The sequence below is a fragment of the Roseovarius sp. SCSIO 43702 genome, assembly GCF_019599045.1.
Lineage (GTDB): Bacteria > Pseudomonadota > Alphaproteobacteria > Rhodobacterales > Rhodobacteraceae > Roseovarius.
In genome coordinates, this window is the sequence record NZ_CP080623.1 from 1,316,740 (window position 1) to 1,333,407 (window position 16,668).

Annotated in this window: 19 protein-coding genes and 1 pseudogene; 16 read left to right on the forward strand and 4 right to left on the reverse strand. The window is 68.1% G+C overall.

What is annotated here, in order from left to right; genetic code table 11:
• The 14 genes and pseudogenes from K1T73_RS06315 to K1T73_RS06375 all read left to right on the forward strand — a co-directional run bounded on the left by K1T73_RS06315 (window position 1) and on the right by K1T73_RS06375 (window position 11,846).
• The gene (locus tag K1T73_RS06315) at window positions 1-729 is read left to right on the forward strand and encodes a hypothetical protein (protein ID WP_220603109.1); all 729 of its coding nucleotides are present in this window, start codon (window positions 1-3) and stop codon (window positions 727-729) included.
• The gene (locus K1T73_RS06320; RefSeq protein WP_220603110.1) at window positions 726-959 is read left to right on the forward strand and encodes a hypothetical protein; all 234 of its coding nucleotides are present in this window, start codon (window positions 726-728) and stop codon (window positions 957-959) included. Before K1T73_RS06315 ends, K1T73_RS06320 begins: the two co-directional genes overlap by 4 nt.
• A 164-nt stretch (window positions 960-1,123) precedes the next feature.
• Window positions 1,124-1,324: a DUF6511 domain-containing protein gene (locus K1T73_RS06325; protein WP_259400464.1), complete on the forward strand. Its 201-nt coding sequence runs from the start codon at window positions 1,124-1,126 to the stop codon at window positions 1,322-1,324.
• Window positions 1,325-1,335: 11 nt separating this feature from the next.
• Entirely contained in the window at window positions 1,336-2,163 is an 828-nt protein-coding gene (locus tag K1T73_RS06330; protein WP_259400465.1) for a PD-(D/E)XK nuclease family protein, read from the forward strand.
• On the forward strand, window positions 2,160-3,443 hold the full coding sequence (locus K1T73_RS06335) for an ATP-dependent RecD-like DNA helicase (protein WP_220603111.1): 1,284 nt from the start codon (window positions 2,160-2,162) through the stop codon (window positions 3,441-3,443). The genes K1T73_RS06330 and K1T73_RS06335 overlap by 4 nt, the downstream gene beginning before the upstream one ends.
• Window positions 3,436-6,363 carry a toprim domain-containing protein gene (locus K1T73_RS06340; RefSeq protein ID WP_220603112.1) on the forward strand — a complete coding sequence of 976 codons (2,928 nt, stop codon included), beginning with the start codon at window positions 3,436-3,438 and terminating at the stop codon, window positions 6,361-6,363. Before K1T73_RS06335 ends, K1T73_RS06340 begins: the two co-directional genes overlap by 8 nt.
• Window positions 6,364-6,416: 53 nt before the next feature.
• Window positions 6,417-6,935, forward strand: a complete 519-nt coding sequence (locus K1T73_RS06345) for a crossover junction endodeoxyribonuclease RuvC (RefSeq protein WP_259400466.1) — start codon at window positions 6,417-6,419, stop codon at window positions 6,933-6,935.
• Window positions 6,936-6,940: 5 nt separating this feature from the next.
• Window positions 6,941-7,135: a hypothetical protein gene (locus K1T73_RS06350; RefSeq protein WP_220603641.1), complete on the forward strand. Its 195-nt coding sequence runs from the start codon at window positions 6,941-6,943 to the stop codon at window positions 7,133-7,135.
• Window positions 7,128-7,550, forward strand: coding sequence for a DUF6362 family protein (locus K1T73_RS06355; RefSeq protein ID WP_220603113.1), 423 nt, complete (start codon window positions 7,128-7,130; stop codon window positions 7,548-7,550). The genes K1T73_RS06350 and K1T73_RS06355 overlap by 8 nt, the downstream gene beginning before the upstream one ends.
• 16 nt (window positions 7,551-7,566) lie before the next feature.
• Entirely contained in the window at window positions 7,567-8,757 is a 1,191-nt protein-coding gene (locus tag K1T73_RS06360) for a DUF3800 domain-containing protein (protein ID WP_220603114.1), read from the forward strand.
• Between the two features lie 475 nt (window positions 8,758-9,232).
• The gene (locus tag K1T73_RS06365; protein ID WP_220603115.1) at window positions 9,233-10,570 is read left to right on the forward strand and encodes a site-specific DNA-methyltransferase; all 1,338 of its coding nucleotides are present in this window, start codon (window positions 9,233-9,235) and stop codon (window positions 10,568-10,570) included.
• Between the two features lie 13 nt (window positions 10,571-10,583).
• Window positions 10,584-11,081: pseudogene (locus K1T73_RS17830) on the forward strand (DNA cytosine methyltransferase); the annotation flags it as partial.
• A 115-nt stretch (window positions 11,082-11,196) separates the two neighbouring features.
• Window positions 11,197-11,610 carry a hypothetical protein gene (locus K1T73_RS17835; RefSeq protein ID WP_259400541.1) on the forward strand — a complete coding sequence of 138 codons (414 nt, stop codon included), beginning with the start codon at window positions 11,197-11,199 and terminating at the stop codon, window positions 11,608-11,610.
• Complete coding sequence (locus K1T73_RS06375) at window positions 11,607-11,846, forward strand: hypothetical protein (RefSeq protein ID WP_220603117.1); 240 nt, start codon at window positions 11,607-11,609, stop codon at window positions 11,844-11,846. Before K1T73_RS17835 ends, K1T73_RS06375 begins: the two co-directional genes overlap by 4 nt.
• Here the strand turns inward: K1T73_RS06375 and K1T73_RS06380 are convergent.
• The 4 genes from K1T73_RS06380 to K1T73_RS06395 form a co-directional block, all read right to left on the reverse strand.
• On the reverse strand, window positions 11,824-12,624 hold the full coding sequence (locus K1T73_RS06380; RefSeq protein ID WP_220603118.1) for a hypothetical protein: 801 nt from the start codon (window positions 12,622-12,624) through the stop codon (window positions 11,824-11,826). The two genes, K1T73_RS06375 and K1T73_RS06380, sit on opposite strands and share 23 nt — an antisense overlap.
• Before the next feature lie 153 nt (window positions 12,625-12,777).
• Window positions 12,778-13,365, reverse strand: a complete 588-nt coding sequence (locus K1T73_RS06385) for a DUF3489 domain-containing protein (RefSeq protein ID WP_220603119.1) — start codon at window positions 13,363-13,365, stop codon at window positions 12,778-12,780.
• A 94-nt stretch (window positions 13,366-13,459) separates the two neighbouring features.
• Window positions 13,460-13,678, reverse strand: coding sequence for a hypothetical protein (locus tag K1T73_RS06390; RefSeq protein WP_220603120.1), 219 nt, complete (start codon window positions 13,676-13,678; stop codon window positions 13,460-13,462).
• 14 nt (window positions 13,679-13,692) lie between these two features.
• A complete protein-coding gene (locus tag K1T73_RS06395) occupies window positions 13,693-13,965 on the reverse strand; it encodes a hypothetical protein (protein ID WP_220603121.1) in 273 nt (90 codons plus the stop codon).
• A gap of 111 nt (window positions 13,966-14,076) precedes the next feature.
• Here K1T73_RS06395 and K1T73_RS06400 point away from each other — a divergent pair, with 111 nt between their 5' ends.
• Entirely contained in the window at window positions 14,077-14,673 is a 597-nt protein-coding gene (locus tag K1T73_RS06400) for a hypothetical protein (RefSeq protein ID WP_220603122.1), read from the forward strand.
• A complete protein-coding gene (locus K1T73_RS06405; RefSeq protein WP_220603123.1) occupies window positions 14,621-16,612 on the forward strand; it encodes a phage terminase large subunit family protein in 1,992 nt (663 codons plus the stop codon). The genes K1T73_RS06400 and K1T73_RS06405 overlap by 53 nt, the downstream gene beginning before the upstream one ends.
• Window positions 16,613-16,668: the final 56 nt, after the last annotated feature.

Here is a 16,668-nt window from a genome sequence, read left to right on the forward strand (position 1 = left end):
ATGACCTTCGACATGAACGATGTGGCGCCGCAGCAGTCCGGCGACCTGATCCCCGACGGCACCTTCGCCAAGGTGACGATGTCCATCCGCAAGGGCGGCACGGACGGGGCGAGCGAGGTGGATCGCGGGCTCCTGAAGCCCTCGAACCAGCCCGGCAGCGACGTGCTGATGCTCGACGCCGAGTTCACCGTGGCCGAGGGGGCCCATGCCCGGCGCAAGTTCTGGCAGAACTTCACCGTACAGGGCGGCAAGCTCGACGAACAGGGCCAGTCGATCGGCTGGAAGATCTCGAAGTCGACCTTCCGCGCGATGATCGACAGCGCGCTGGGGCTCAATCCCGAGGACATGAGCGAGGCGGCCAAGGCCAAGCGCGTGCTGCGCGGGCTCGCCGATCTCGACGGCATCACCTTCGTCGCGAAGATCCAGATCGAGCCGAACCGCAACCCCGCCTACAAGGACGCCAACAAGCTCGACCATGTCGTGCTGCCCACCGCGCCCGAGTGGCAGAAGGTGATGGCCGGCGAAACGGTGCCGGCGCAGCCCTCGAACAAGCCCCGACCGGCCGCCGCGCCCGCGCAGTCCGCAGCCCCCGTCTGGGGCCAGTCGCAGCCCGCCGCGGCGCCGGCCGCGCCCGCGTGGTCGTCGCCGGCCTCCCAGCCCGCCGCCCAACCTGCCGCCGAGCCCGCCGCGCCCAAGGCCGCGGGCGGTCCGGCCTGGCTCAACCCGTGAGCCCGGACGAATGGCAGGCGCATGTCACCACGGAAGCGGCCCTCGCGATGGGGCGCTGGCTCGAGGCGCGGGGGCGGCTCGACCGCCCCATCGCCAGCCTCACCCGGCGCGATCTGGAATGCATGGCCTCCAACGCCATCAGCCGCTTCATCGTGCTGGCCTCCGAGCGCCGAACCGCCGCGCCGGACGCGGAGGAGCGAAGCGCGCTCGACCTGCTCCTGATGGGCTGACCCGGGCAGAACTCGGCCGCCGCGTGCCATGCGCGCTCTGCGGCCGGGAGGCCCGGGGCTTCGGCTACTGCCACGGCCTGCGCTGGGATCGCCATCCCCATCACCGCTTCTGCTCGATGGCCTGCCTCACGGCGGGCTCGGCCAACGCCAAGAGGAACCACGGCATGATCGACAAGACCGACATGGAAACCCGGGCGATCCGCGAGGCGCGCCGCGAGCTGGCCGAGGCGCTGACGGAGATGGGGCTGATGGAGCCCTTCTTCGACCGGCCGGCCGAGGACATCGACCGCCTGATCGAGGCCTGCGTCGACGGATTTCAGGCGTCGATGCAGCGCCAGTCCGACACCGGCGACGTGCCGTTCTGAGGGTGGCGCGGATGCTGGTCGATCTCAACCATCGCTCGGGCTTTGTCTATGGCCGCGCCGCCGATGCCCCGCCGCCGCTCGGCGCCCGGATAAACGCGCTTCTCGATGACGCCCTCGTGGCGGAGCGCGCCGGCCAGCGGCCCCGCGATTATCTAGGCGCCAGCCGGATCGGTGAGCCCTGCGCGCGCCGCCTCGTCTACGAGGTGACGCACACGCCGCCCGATCCCGGCAAGGAGCTCGAGGGGCGGAGCCTGCGCATCTTCGCCGCCGGCCATGTCTTCGAGGATCTCGCCATCCGCTGGCTGCGGCTGGCCGGGTTCGACCTGCGCACCCAGACCCGCGAGGGTGGCCAGTTCGGCTTCGAGACCGCGGGCGGCCGGATCCGCGGCCATGTCGACGGCGTCATCGTCGCCGGCCCGGAAGTGGGCCTCGCCTGGCCGGTGCTCTGGGAGCACAAGGCGCTGAAGGCGTCCTCCTGGTCGGACACCGCGAAGAAGGGCGTCCGGGTCTCCAAGCCCGTCTATTTCGGGCAGATGCAGATCTACATGGCCTATATGGGCCTCGGGTCGGCGCTCTTCACCGCGCTGAACAAGGACAGCTGCGAACTCTACCACGAGCACGTTCCCTTCGATCCGGCGACCGCGCAGGAACTGTCCGACAAGGCGGTGGCCGTGCTGCGCGCCGCGGATGCGGGCGAGCTGCTGCCGCGGATCGCGACCAGCCCTGATTTCTATCTCTGTCGGTTCTGCCCGTTCTCGGCGCGCTGCTGGGGTGAGCCGCGTCCCGGAAACGCTCCGGTGGAGCGTTTCAGCGGCGAACGGCCGGAGGCCACAGCATGACCGTCACACTTTCCGAGATGCAAAGCCGCGCCATCGCGGCGATCCGCGACTGGTACGAGAACCGCCGCCAGGAGCAGCAAGTGTTCCGGGTCTTCGGCTATGCCGGGACCGGCAAGACCACGACCACCGCGCAGGCGATCGAGGCGCTGGGGCTGGCGCCGATGACCCCCGGCGCGCCGGGCGGCGTGCTCTTCGGCGCCTTCACCGGCAAGGCTGCCCTCGTCATGACGCGCAAGGGCACGCCCGCGCAGACCATCCACAGCCTGATCTACCGGGTTTCCGAGGCGACGCCGGAAGAGATCGAGCGGGTGACCGATGATCTGGCGGCGCTTCGCCGCGAGCTGCCGCGCATGGGACCGGCCGAGCGCGACTTCGCCATGACGCGGATCGCACAGCTCGAGATCCGGCTCGAGGACATTCACCAGCCGAAGTTCCTGATCAACGAGCAGTCGATCCTGCGCGACGCGGACCTCCTCGTCCTCGACGAAGTGTCGATGGTGGGGGAGGACCTGGGGCGCGACCTTCTGGCCTTCGGCAAGCCCATCCTCGTGCTGGGCGATCCAGGCCAGCTGCCGCCGGTGAAGGGCGCCGGGTTCTTCACCGAGGCCGAGCCGGACGTGATGCTGACCGAGGTGCACCGGCAGGCCGAGGACAGCGCCATCCTGCGGCTGGCGACGCTCGCGCGACAGGGCGCGCCGATCCCCATGGGCGCGCATGACGACCATGTCTGGAAGATGTCGCGCCACGAGGTCGGCCCGGCGCAGATGCTGCGCGGCGGCCAGGTGCTCTGCGGCACCAACGCGACGCGGCGCTGGCTGAACACCGCCATGAAGCGCGCGGCCGGGTTCGAGGCCGACTATCCGACAGGCCACGGCGAGAAGATCATCTGCCTGAAGAACCGTCACGATCTCGGGCTGATCAACGGCATGTTCCTGACGCTGAGCGACGTGCGCCAGGATCCCGACGACGCCTTCGCCTTCAGCGCCATGGTCGAGACCGAGGACGGCGAGACCGTCGCCGGGCGGCAGAGCCTCTGGCGCGGCGAGTACGCCGACCACGTCGCCTACGACCCCGAGCGCGGGCGCCGCGAATGGCAGATCAAGCGCGGCCTCATCGAGAGCAGCTGGGGCTACGCCATCACCTGCCACAAGGCGCAGGGCTCCCAATGGGAGAACGTGGTCGTTTTCGACGATGGCTTCGGTCGCTCGGCGGCCGACAGGAACCGCTGGCTCTACACCGCGATCGCGCGGGCCGAGCGGGGGCTGGTGATCCTTGCTTGATCTGAACGACGCCCTCCCGCCAGCAACCGAGACGCCGCGCTACGATCTCGACCTGATCGTCGAGCGTCTGCGCGAGACCGCCCCGCACTGGGTGCCCGACCTCTTCCCGCGCGGCCGCCGCTCCGGCGACGAGTGGCGGCTCGCCAACATCCGGGGCGCCGCGCCACGGAACACCGGCTCCTGCGTCATCACGCTGCGCGGGACACATGCGGGCGACTGGATCGACTTCGACGGCAACCATGGCGGCGGGCCGATCAGCGCGATCGAGGAGGCGACCGGTCTCGATGGTCGCGCCCTGATCGTGCGAGCGGCCGAGATCGCCGGTGTCACCCCCGGCGCCCCCGAGCGGCGTGCACCGGCGACACCGCCGGCGCCGAAGCGCGATGCCACCCGAGAGATCGCGCACATCCTGTCGTCGGCCCAGCCGCTCGCAGGGACGCCGGCTGCGGACTACCTAGCGGGTCGCCGCCTCGCTATCCCCGCCGAGGCCGATCTGCTCTTCCACCCCGATCTCGCGCATTTCGAGACGAAGACCGGCTATCCGGCCCTCGTGGGCGAGGTGCGCGACCGGAACGGCGATGTCATCGGGCTGCACCGCACCTGGCTCGCGGCAGATCCCGACGGCAGCATCCGCAAGGCGCCGCTCGACAAGGCGAAGAAGATGCTCGGCCGCGTCGCCGGCGGCGCTGTGCGGCTCGCGCCCATCGGGCACGGCGACAGGCTGGCGCTGTCCGAGGGTATCGAGACCGGCCTTGCGGCCATGACCGCCTGTCCCGATCTGCCGGTCTGGGCCACGCTCTCGACCTCCGGCCTCGAGCAAGTCGAGCTGCCGCCGGCCGCCCGGCGCATCGTCATCCTCGCCGACAACGACGCCTCGGGCGCTGGTCTGCGCGCCGCGGATGCCGCCGCGCGACGACTGCGCGCGCAGGGGCGCGACGTCGCCATCGCCGTGCCGCCCGAGGAAGGCCAGGACTTCAACGATCTGCTGCTGAGCGACGGCCCCGCGGCCGTGGCGCGGGTGATCGCCGCCGCGGAGTCGGTCGTCGAGGCCGAGACGGTGATGCAGATCGGGCAGCACCGCCCGCTCAACTACCAGGGCTCGGGCGACACCGTGCCGACGCTGCGCGCTGACGAGGGCGATCTGGCGCGCGCGAACGAGCAGGTCTGGAGCCTGCTCATGGCCTCGAACCGCTGCCCCTGGCTCTTCCGGCTGGCAGGCCAGCCCACATGGGTCGTGCCCGACGACGAGGGCCGTCCCGTCGCCACCGCGATGGGCGAGGAAAAGCTCCGCCACATGCTCGCGCGGCTCGCCCGCTGGGTGCGGGTGAACGCCAAGGGCGAGCCGATCCCCGCGCCGCCGCCGTTGCCCGTGGTCAAGTCGGTCCTCGCCACGCCCGATCCCGCGCTGCCGGTGCTGACGGGCATCGTGAACACCCCCGTGTTCGGACGGAACGGCACGCTGCTCACCACGCCCGGCTATCATCCCGACGCGCGGCTCCTCTACGTCCCGGCGCCGGGCTTCTCCGTGCCGGACATCCCTGCCAAACCCACACCGGCCGAGATCGCCGCGGCCCGCACGATGATCTGTGAGGACCTGCTCGGGGACTTCCCCTTCACCGGCGATGCCGAGCGCTCCCATGTCGTGGCGCTCCTGCTGCTGGGTTTCCTGCGCGGCATGATCGACGGGCCCACGCCGCTGCACCTGATCGAGAAGCCGGCGCCCGGGACAGGCGCGACACTGATGGTCGACGCGATCACCGGTATCCTGACCGGCGCGGGCGCCAGCGTCATGACCGAGGGGCGCGATGACGAGGAATGGCGCAAGCGGGTGACCGCGAAGCTCCGCCAGATCCCCTCCATCGTACTGATCGACAACCTCCGGGCCACGCTCGACAGCTCGGCCCTCGCCGCCGCGCTCACGGCGCCCTTCTGGGAGGACCGCATCCTCGGCCATTCCGAGATGGCGCGCTTGCCGATCCGCTGCCTGTGGATCGCGACCGGCAACAACCCGGAGTTCTCCAACGAGATGGCCCGGCGTCTCGTGCGTATCCGGCTCGATCCGCACACCGACCGCCCCTGGCAGCGCTCCGACTTCCGCCATCCCGACCTGATGAGCTGGGTGCGCGCCAACCGGGCCCGGCTGGTCGCGGCCTGCCTGACGCTCTGCCAGGCGTGGATCGCCGCCGGTCGACCGCGGGGCGGGCGCAGCATCGGCTCCTTCGAGAATTGGGCGCATGTGCTCGGCGGCGTGCTCGAGGTGGCAGGCATCCCCGGTTTCCTCGGCAATCTCGAGGAGATGATGGAGGCCTCCGACAGCGAGGGCGCCGCCTGGAACGCCTTCATCGGCGCCTGGTGGGACAGGTTCGGCACAGCGCGTGTCGTCACGGCAGACCTCTACGATCTGGCGATCTTCTGCGATCCGCCGCCGCCGATGGGCAGCGGCAACGAACACGCGCGAAAGACGGCCTTCGGGATCGCGATCAAGCGGATGCGGGATCGTGTGTTCCGGGTCGGCGATGTCGAGGTTCGGCTGGTCAAGGCGGGAGTCGAGCACAAGGCCGCACGCTGGCAACTGGAGATCAACGAGAAGAAAACGCGAACGTTCTCGCCGGCTCAACCTTCGGTTGGGGAACCTCCGGCAACGAAGGGGAACCTCGAAAACGGAGGTTCCCACAGCCAACCCATTGAAAATGCAGACCGAGGGGAACGTGGGGAACCTGGGGAACCTCTCCCGACCCTTACGCATGCGTGCACGCGCGCGCACACGAAAGAAAAGGCCGGAAAAGGCTCCCCAGGTTCCCGAGGTTCCCAAAGCCATGAGAAATCAGCGGCTTGCGCAGGGGAACCTCTGGGGGAGCCTCGAAACGGAGGTTCCCGAGGTTCACCGTGCCCCGATTGGCTTCGGGAGCTCGACCGATGAGCCCCGCGCGCCGTCCCCATCCCTCCATCGAGCAGACAGGAAAGGAGCCCCCGATGGCCAAGACATTCCCGACCCCGTTATCAACGGACGCACCCGCAGGCGGAGCATCCGCCACCCTTGCCCTGGACCTCGGCACGACCACCGGTTGGGCGCTGCGCGGGTTCGACGGGCTGATCACCAGCGGCACCGCGTCCTTCAAGCCCGGCCGCTATGACGGCGGCGGCATGCGGTATCTGCGCTTCACAAACTGGCTGACCGAGTTGGACCGGCTGTCCGGGCCGATCGAGGCGATCTGGTTCGAGGAAGTGCGCCGCCATGCCGGAACGGATGCGGCCCATGTCTATGGCGGCCTGATGGCCACGCTCACTGCGTGGTGCGAACTGCGCGGTGTGCCCTACGAGGGCGTGCCCGTAGGGACGATCAAGCGTCACGCCACCGGCAAGGGCAACGCGAACAAGGAGGCGATGATGGCGGTCGCCCGCAGCCGCGGCTTCTCGCCCGCCGACGACAACGAGGCGGATGCAATCGCCATCCTGCTCTGGGCGCTGGAGACACGGGGAGGCGTGGCATGAGCGGCATGCGGTACACGCCCAAGGGCTATGGCGGGCGCCGCCGCGACCCCGAGCAGGTCAAGCGCGAGGGCTGGCACGAGCAGCGGATGCTCGCGGTCTCGCTGGACGACCAGCGTCTCACCTGGCCGGAACGGGAACTCGTGCGGCAACTGGGCGAGAAACTCTATGGCAAGCGACAGGAGGACATGCGCCATGGGTGAATGGACCATGGGAACGGTGCAGGACCGCCTGGAACTGGCCGCCGACGTCTTCGCGCAGCTGCCCGCTGTGAAGCCGCAGGGATACTTCAACGCGTGGCCCGAATACTTCCACACATTCGCCGATCAGGTCGGCCAGGAGCCGCGGATGCGCCGACCCCGGCCGAGCCCGCGCCAGATCACCGAGGCAGAGGAGGCGATGCTCTGGCTGCGGTGGCTCGAGAAGGACGACGCTCGGCTTGTCTGGCTACGTGCGAACCGGACGCCGTGGAAGCCGATCTGCTGGGAGTTGGGCATCAGTCGCGCCACCGCGAACCGGCGCTGGCAGTACGGCATCGCGGTCATCGTGTGGCGGCTGAACGGTAGACGGGTGCCAAAGAACCGCTCGATCGACTATATCGTGCGAGCAGTGAGCTGAGCACAGGAGTGTAGAATTGTTCGCGTTCGTCGACGAAACTGGGAATACCGGCTCTAACATCTTTGATGAGGCGCAGCCGGATTTCTTTACCGGGGCGCTTATCACGAAGTCCAATTTTGACGCGCTGCACAAAAAGACGCTTCGCGCGATCTGCCGAAAGCACGATATCAAATCGTTGCATGCCTCGGTCCTCGGATTCGGACCAATAGAGAAGATTGCACCCGATCTTCTGAACCTGCTGAAGAAGGTCGACGCGAGGTTCTTTGTGTCGCGCGTCGAGAAGCGATACTTGGTCGCGACCAAGCTTTATGACACCTTTTTCGACTCAGGTGAGAATCCAGCGGCTAACTGGAACGCCTATAACGTGAGGGTTTTGAAGCTGATCCTTTGCTTCAAGGTCGCGACTATTCTGACAGAAGAGATCGCGCGAGAATTTTGGTCCATGCTGATGGCCCGGAACGAGAAGCAGGCACGAGCAAAGATCCCGGGTATCTGCGACGCTATCCTCGAGAACGTTGATTTGCTTGCGGATCAGAGGTCGAGGGAAGTCGTAACGGAGACCCTGCTGTGGGCGCGTGATCACCCGGAAGCTCTCGACATCTTCATTGCGGGGCGCCAAGCCAAGAATGGTCACATGCCCAACATGGTCGCCTTTGCGAACCTCCTCGACGGCCTCGAGGGGGTTTCAAAAAAATGGAACCGCCCGCTGAAAAAGATTGTCCACGACCGGCAATCGCAATTCGAGGGCTCGCTGGAAGAGTGGCACCGAATGTTTTCCAACGCGTCGGGAGAGCCCATCCATCGACCGGGCGAGACGGTGGTGCTGCGCAAGGTGCCAGGATCGAGCTTCGAAGTGTCCAGCTCGGACGACAGCGCGGGGATTCAGGTCGCCGATTTGGCGCTGTGGTTATTCCGACAGTTTCTTGCTGGGAAGGACCTTCCTGAGGGGGCCGCGGCCATCCTCAACTACGTGTTCAAGAAGGGCTTCCATCACGACTTCTCGTTTCGCGGTGTCGGGGATCAGGTTGAGGAAAAGCTCCGTGAAATCATGCAGAAGGACATCCCACCCGAAGCAATGGAGGCTGGTCGGCGGTTGCGCGAGGAGCAAGAGCGATTGCGCCAGCATCTTATCGCCAAGTATGAAGAGGATGGCCTGATGCCGCACGAGCGCGGTCCGCTGAAGTTGGTTTCCTCGGACGACGATTAACCGGCTTGTCAATCCTCCAGTGCCCCACGAGACATTTTCTTGTGAGACACCGCAAGGCGAGACGGATCGCCTCTCTGGCGCTATCAATAGCGATATACTCGGGGTCGTGCGCTCGGGCGAGCCGACGCCGATCGCGAGGTGGACACCGGGGCTGGCTTCCGGGGTCCAGCCAGAGTCCAGATCGCCAAGTCGTTGTTTTCCGGTTCCTTTCCGGGCCGGAACGTATGCTGGCGGGCTTGGCGCGAAATATCGCCAGCGACAGGGCCAATTTTTTGGGAAGCCACCCGGAATCCGGAAGCCACCCGATCTGCCTGAAAGCTGCGTAAAATCAAACACCTGATCGGCCGCCCGGGGTGGATACCCCGCGGATGCCGGAGTCCAGCCGGAAGCCAGGGTATCCACCCCGGTGGAGTCCACGCCGCGGGAGTCCAGCGCGGCGAAGGCCACCGCGCGAACAGCATCGACAGGATCACGCATGACGTTGAGCTTCGCCCCCGAGCGGATCGAGACTTGGCCGCTGGCCAAGCTCCAGCCCTACGCGAAGAACGCGAAGGTGCATGGCGCCGACCAGGTCGCGAAGATTGCTGCCAGCATGGCCGAGTTCGGCTGGACCGTGCCCTGCCTCGTCGGCGAGGACGGCGAGCTGATCGCGGGCCACGGCCGGGTGCTGGCCGCGACGCAGCTCGGACTGACCGAGGCGCCGGTTATCGTGCTCGGGCATCTGACCGAAGCACAGCGGCGGGCCTACCGGATCGCGGACAACAAGCTGACGGAACTCGGCAGCTGGGACGAGGCGCTGCTCTCTGCCGAACTTCAGGACCTGCTCGCGAACGAATACGACCTGTCGCTGGTCGGCTTCTCGGACGGCGAGCTGGACAAGCTGCTGGCCTTCGATCCGGACGGGGGCGGGGAAGAAGAAGGGGGCGCCGGCGGCTCCGTGCCGCCGGTGACCATCCCTGAGCCGCCTCGCAATCCGGCCTCGCGGACGGGTGATCTGTGGATCCTCGGCGATCACCGGCTGCTCTGCGGGGACAGCACGAACCACGACGATGTGCGCCGCCTGATGAACGGTGAGCGCGCGATCCTGTTCGCGACCGACCCGCCGTATCTCGTCGACTACGACGGCTCGAACCACCCGACGCGCAACAAGGATTGGTCTGCGTCCTATGGCACGACCTGGGACGACAGCTCGCAGGGCGCGGACCTCTACGACGGTTTCATCGCCGCCGCCGTGGCGGAGGCCATCGCCGAGGACGCCGCCTGGTATTGCTGGCACGCCTCGCGCCGACAGGCGATGCTCGAGGCCTGCTGGGAGAAGGCGGGCGCCTTCGTCCACCAGCAGATCATCTGGGTGAAGAACCGCGGCGTCCTGACCCGGTCCCACTACCTGTGGAAGCACGAACCCTGCTTCATGGGTTGGCGGCGTCCGAACCGCCCCCCGAAGGTCGCCGAGCAGACGCTGCCCTCGACCTGGGAGATGCCGTCCTTCGCGAAGGACGAGCGTCCCGAGCACCCGACGCCGAAACCGCTCGACGCCTTCGGGATCCCGATGCGCCAGCACGTCGCCCGCGGCGGGCTCTGCTACGAGCCGTTCTCGGGCTCGGGCTCGCAGATCATGGCGGGCGAGGCCAATGGCCGCCGCGTCTTCGCGATGGAGATCAGCCCGGCCTATGTCGATGTCGCCGTTGAGCGCTGGCAGGCGGAGACCGGCAAGGAGGCGATCCTCGACGGCGACGGCCGGACCTTCGCCGAAGTGAAGGCCGAGCGGCTGGGCGAGACCCCGGCCGCGGCCGAGGGGGCCCACGCGGCCTGACGACGTGGATGGCGTGGCTCTACCTTCCTCCGGCCTGCCTGCCGGAGCGGACGACGCGTGCCTCTTCGGCCTCTCGCTCTGCTCCGGCGCCGGCGGGCTCGACCTCGGGCTGCACCTCGCGCTCCCCGGATATCGCACTGTGGGTCATGTCGAGCGGGACGCCTACGCCGCGGCCATCCTCGTGGCGCGGATGGAAGACGCGGCCCTGGATCCGGCGCCTGTCTGGGACGACATTGCCACATTCGACGGCGGCCAGTGGCGAGGCGCGGTGGACATCGTCACTGCGGGCTATCCGTGCCAGCCGTTCTCCGTCGCGGGCAAGCGCCGGGGCGCGGACGACCCGCGGCACCTCTGGCCCCATGTCGCCCGCATCGTCGGCGAGGTCGAGCCGCCCTTCGTGTTCCTCGAGAACGTCGCCCATCATCTCCGCCTCGGCTTCCCCGAGGTCGCCGGAGGACTGGTCGGCATGGGCTACCGCCTTGCGGCGGGCCTCTTCACGGCGGCGGAAGTCGGCGCGCCCCACCGGCGCGAGCGGCTCCTCATCCTCGCCCACCGCGAGCGCGACCACCTGGCCGACCCCGCGCGCCTGCTCGGGGACGCGCTCGAGCGGCGGCAACCGGACGGAGATGATGCGGCTCTGGCCGACGCCGCTGGCCGGCGACAGCAAGGGCACGCGGAACCGGACGAGCAATCGCAGCGAGACGGCGCGCGCGCGCAACGACGGGACGACGCTCTGCGATGCGACGCGGCTTTGGATGACGCCGACGGCGCGGGATCACAAGGACGGCGCGACGAGCCTCGCGAACACGCCGGTGAACGGGCTGCTTGGCCGCCAGGTCCTGGTGACGCCGACGGCTGGCGCGCCTTCCTGCGACACGCCCCGGACCTTGAACCCGCTGTTCGTCGAGGCGCTGATGGGCTGGCCCACCGGGTGGACCGGCTTCGGCTCTGTGGCAACGGAGTGGTCCCGCTGGTCGCGGCGCATGCGATCCGAACTCTCGCAGCTGAACTGCTGGCCGATGGATGAGGGTGCGCGATGAAGCAGAGCCGTGCCATGTCGCTGGTGGAGGCCGTCGCCAACGTGGCGGTCGGCTACGGCGTCGCGGTCGTGACGCAGATCCTGATCTTCCCGGTCTTCGGGCTGCACACGACGCTGGCGCAGAACCTGAAGATGGGCGCGGTGTTCACGGTGGTGAGCATCGCGCGGTCCTTCGTCCTGCGGCGGTTGTTCGAGGCCTTCCGATCCGACCAAATCACTTCGAGAGTTCAGCGATAATCGGATCAAGATCAGGTTGCGGTATCGTGGTGAGACCCATCTGGTTGAAAAGGTCCGCGCCCATGCCTTGGACTGCCATGCTGCCTGGCTTGATGTCTGTGGGCCCGAAGGCCACTTCGCCCCCGAAGTTTACAAGAGCGCGGTGATAAAGATCGAGGCACTCGTAGAGAAGCTCGTATAACGATTTCTCGAAGCGCTGCTGCCCCCGATAATCGTCCTGTCTCAGTTGATAGTTCTCTCGCAGCGCTGCAATCTTAAGCAGACACAATTGGCGGTAGGTAAGGGCTTCAGCGGTTCTGACAATCTGGTGGGCAAGGCCAGGGCTAATCTGCGCGTCGAATGCTATGTTTCCGATGAGAAAAGCCATGTAGGGGATCTTCTTCTCCTCGGCTTCACGTTGGCACTTCAGGAGAACACTCTCGGCCACTTCATCTGCGTCGCTGCGTCCATTTCCTTTGGGGTCAAAGAAGCCATCCTGGCGAAGTGTTTCGCCCCGTTCGATACGGCTTCGGATTTTTGATGCAGCAATCGCCAGCGCACCACCAACGCGCACCTTTTCGCGCGGCCCCAATAGTCGATTGGCTGCTTCTTCACCGAGTCCACGCAGGGCATGCGCGGCCATGGCACCACCGGCGCCGCCCGCAGCTGCACCTCCCGGACCTGCGGCCAAAAAACCGAGCGCACTGCCGACTGCGGCACCGGCGATATCGGCTCCCGCTCCGATCATCGCGTTAACCTTGCCGTCGTCTTCTTGGTCGGCGCCTTCAGTATTCGTCATAATGAAACATCACCCTTCATGCATGGTCCTTGCCAACCGAGCCAGTCAGCGTCCGCAATCGGAGCATGGATAGCATGGGTGAGAAAGCTGTTGAATGAGAATGCCGCCGCCCGTGACCGGACGGCGGCATTCCAAGCTTGACCGAGCGTTGGTTCATTCGGACTGCAAGTTGTAGACCCTACCGCGCCCCTCGATTTTCTCGGAGGTGATGGTCAGGCCGAGCTTCTTCTTCAGTGCCCCGGACATGACGCCCCTCGCGGTGTGAGCTTGCCACCCCGTGGCTTCGACGATCTCGTCGATGGTCGCGCCGCCGTCGGCGCTGAGCATCTCGATCAGTTTCGCCTGCTTCGTGCCGGCGCGCGGTGTGCGCGCCTTGGGTGCGGGCTCGGGCTCGGCTGGAGCGTCCTGCGGGGGCTCCGCGCTCGGCGCCCCGTCGGCGCCCGTGGGCGCGCTGTTGCCGCCTTCCGGCTCGACGCCGATGGCGGAAAGGCCGGCGTCGGTGATGTGCAGGAGGATGGCGCGGCCGTTCTCGTCGTTGCGCCAGATGCGGTTGAGCGCGGCGTCCGCCTTGGTCCGGCTGTCGGTCGCCGTCTCGGCGATCAGCCCGCGCTTCAGCAGCGCGCCGACCACCTTGGCGGCGGCCCCGCCGCGGAGCGAGCCGGGGAGCGGCAGGACGTTGCGGTCGTCGCGCTGCGCGGCGGCGCTGAGGATCACGAGCTGGGTGTCGGAAAGCTTGGTCATGGGGTCGTCTCCTTGGTCGGGGCCGCGACCGTCGCGACCCTCCTACGACCCCGAGCCGCGCAGGGCGCGGCAGGAGGTCCGGCTGGGCCGGAGGTCAGATCAGCCCGAGGTCGCGCAGCAGCGTGGTGGCGGCGGGCAGTCGATCCGTCGCCACGTCAATGGCGATGGTCATGCTGTCGGCGGTGAGGCGCGCGGGAATGTCCGCCTCGTCGCGGAGCGCGTTCCCGATCTCGTCGAGGACGGCGGGGATGCGGCCGGCATCCCAAGGCTCGTTCAGGCCGCGGATGGCGATGCGGATGGTGCTGGTTTCCATGGTGCGCGCTCCTGTCACTCGGCGTGTTCGCCTTCGCCGAAGGCGCTGTCGGTGATGCGCTTCAGAAGGCTGGCGTAGTGCTCCAGCGTGCCGACCATGGCCCAGCCCACGTCGTCGGGGTGGCAGTTGAAATGGTCGTCGCTGAGCGCCTGCAGGCGGGCGAGCATCTCGTCGATCTCGGCCTTCTTGCCGATGAAGGCGGCGAGCCCCGCTTCCTTGTTCCGGCGCGCCTTCTCGGCGCGGAGTTCGTGGCGCGGGGTGGTGATCGGGTTCAGGCGGGTCGTCATCGGGGTGGCTCCGTGGTGAGTTGCATCGTCCTTGTGGATCTACGTTCGCTCCCGCGCGGAGGCTTATCAACTCAATAAGCACATGAATTCGCATGATAATCGGAGCGCGACATGGAGGGTCTGAGCGAGCGCCAGTACGCCGCCCATGTCGGTCTCTCGCGCGGCGCGATCCAGAAGGCGAAGGCCGCCGGACGCCTCGTGCTGCACGCCGACGGCAGCATCGACGCCGACGCCAGCGACGCGCGTCGGGCCGAGACCACGGACCCGTCGAAAACCCGCAAGCCGCCCCAACTGAGCCGCAAGCCCGTGCCGGAGGCGGCCGTCTCGGCCGTGGGCGATACCCTGAAGGAACAGGGCCTGGCCGCGCCCGCCACGGGCGGCGGCACGACCTTCCTGCAGGCCAAGACGGCCAACGAGGTGCTGAAGGCGCAGGAGCGGCGCATCCGGCTGCAAAAGCTCAAGGGCGAGCTGATCGACCGCGCCCGCGAGCTGGCGCTGGTGTTCCGGCTGGCGCGGCAGGAGCGCGACGTCTGGGTCAACTGGCCCGCCCGGGTGGCCGCGCTGATGGCGGCCGATCTCTCGGCCTCATGCAGCGAAGCGTCAGGCCAGGAAATTGTCATCGAGCCCGCCGCCATGCAGAAGGCTCTGGAGAAGCATGTCCGATCGCAGCTCGACGACCTCGCCGAGATCCAGCCAGATCTCCGCTGAGGACGCGGACGCGCTGGCCTTCGACGGGGCCAGCGATGTCCTGCGGGCGTGGATGGCTGGGCTGCGGCCCGACCCGGACCTGACGGTGTCGGAATGGGCGGACCGGCACCGCAAGCTGTCGTCCCGCGCCTCGGCCGAGCCGGGGCAGTATCGCACGCTGCGCACGCCCTACATGAGGGAGATCATGGACCGGCTCTCGCCCGGCGATCCCACCCAGCGGATCGTGTTTATGAAGGCTGCGCAGGTGGGCGCGACCGAGGCCGGCAACAACTGGATCGGCTTCGCGATCCACCAGGCGCCGGGGCCGATGCTGGCGGTCCAGCCGACGGTCGAGCTGGCCAAGCGCAACTCGCGCCAGCGGATCGACCCGCTGATCGAGGAAAGCCCGGAGCTGCGGGAGCGGATCAAGCCGGCGCGCTCGCGCGACGCGGGCAACACGATGCTGTCCAAGGAGTTCGCGGGCGGCATCCTGATCATGACGGGGGCGAACTCGGCGGTCGGGCTCAGATCCACGCCTGCGCGGTACATCTTCCTCGACGAGGTCGATGCCTATCCGGCCTCGGCCGACGAGGAAGGCGACCCGGTCACGCTGGCCGAGGCCCGCTCGCTGACCTTCGCGCACCGGCGCAAGGTGTTCCTGGTCTCGACCCCGACGATCCGGGGGCTGAGCCGGATCGAGCGGGAGTTCGAGGCCTCCGACCAGCGCCGGTTTTTCGTACCGTGCCCGCATTGCGGGGCGATGCAGTGGCTGAAGTTCGAGCGCCTGCGCTGGGAGAAGGCCCGGTCGGAGACGGCGGAGTATCACTGCGAGGGCTGCGAGGCGGCCATCGCGGAACACCACAAGACGGCGATGCTGGAAGCGGGCGAATGGCGCGCGACGGCCGAGCCGGAGGATCCCGGCACCGTCGGTTATCACCTCTCGGCGCTCTACTCCCCGGTGGGCTGGCTGGGCTGGGACCGGATCGCGCGCGCCTGGGAGGCGGCCCGAGGCTCCGACGAGGCGATCAAGGCGTTCCGCAACACGATCCTCGGCGAGACCTGGGTCGAGACCGGTGAGGCGCCGGACTGGCAACGGCTGGCGGATCGCCGCGAGGCGTGGAAACCGGGCACGGTGCCGGCGGGCGGCCTGTTCCTGACCGCGGGCGCCGACGTGCAGAAGGACCGGATCGAGGTCGACGTCTGGGCCTGGGGCCGTGGGCTGGAAAGCTGGCTGATCGATCATGTCGTGCTCGAGGGCGGTCCTGGCGATCCGGTCTGCTGGCAGCAGCTGACCGATCTGCTGGGGCGCACATGGACCCATGCCTCGGGCGAGCACCTGACCATCGCGCGGCTCGCGATCGACACCGGGTTCGAGACCAGCGCGGTCTATGGCTGGGCGCGGCAGGTCGGCTTCGCGCAGGTGGCACCGGTGAAGGGGCTCGACGGGTTCAACCGCGCCAGCCCGGTGACGGGGCCGACCTATGTGGACGCGACCGTCGCGGGCAAGCGGCTGCGCCGCGGCGCGCGGCTGTGGTCCCTGGCCACGGCGACCTTCAAGGCGGAGACCTACCGCTTCCTGCGGCAGGACCGCCCGACGAAAGAGGACCAGGAGGCCGGCGCGCCGTGTCCGCCCGGCACCGTCCATTTGCCGGACTGGGCCGATGCCGAGTGGCTCAGGCAGCTGACCGCCGAGCAGCTGGTCACGGTCAAGGGCAAGCGCGGCTTCGCCAAGCTCGAATGGCAGAAGCTGCGCGAACGCAACGAGGCGCTGGACTGCCGGGTCTATGCCCGCGCCGCCGCCTGGATCGCGGGGGCCGACCGATGGGCGGAGGCCCGCTGGCAGGACCTGGAGCGGCAACTGGCGGTCGAGACGACCGGGGCGGACGGCGAGGCACCGGCGAGGCCCGCGCCCCGCCCGGTGCCAAGGCGGCGGACGGTGCGCTCGAGTTACATGAGGTGAGAGGCGTTCTGCACCGTTCGGCTGATCAACTTGCTCAAGCCTGACAAAGCTGATTG